Here is a 396-nt window from a genome sequence, read left to right as displayed (position 1 = left end):
TATTAATAAAAATATTTTAAAACCTATCAAAGAAGAATTAACTCCCTTGTTTCGTGGTCTGACCATTCGAAAGAAATATGGTAAGGGTCGAGGGAAACCTGTCGTTGGGTATCAGTTTGCGTTTAAACCAGAGGCAAAGAATGCGGATGACTTTTCTAAGGGGACACACGAAGACTTACGACAAAAATTATTCAACATCGACCACAACTCGGAGCTTACTCAAAAAGAAAAGTGGCTCGCAAAAGATAAAGTCTTGGGGTACCCTCGAGGAACGCATGAGACAGACTTCCATGCTCAATCAGCAACTATCTCTGACGACGATTCATGGAAACAAGAAATCTTGTCGCAACTCAAAAACGGTTTTTCTTAATCAGACATGCCCTCTTTTCTCTGATT

Annotated in this window: 1 pseudogene; it reads left to right on the top strand. The window is 40.2% G+C overall.

Annotated elements, in window-relative coordinates:
- Positions 1 to 370 (top strand): annotated as a pseudogene (locus DW196_RS11635) (replication initiation protein); the annotation flags it as partial.
- Between the last annotated feature and the right edge of the window lie 26 nt (positions 371 to 396).

The sequence above is a fragment of the Vagococcus sp. AM17-17 genome (assembly GCF_003471765.1).
Taxonomy (GTDB): Bacteria; Bacillota; Bacilli; order Lactobacillales; family Vagococcaceae; genus Vagococcus; species Vagococcus teuberi.
Note: the sequence above shows the minus strand (reverse complement) of the source record. Positions and strands in the feature narration are given on the sequence as shown.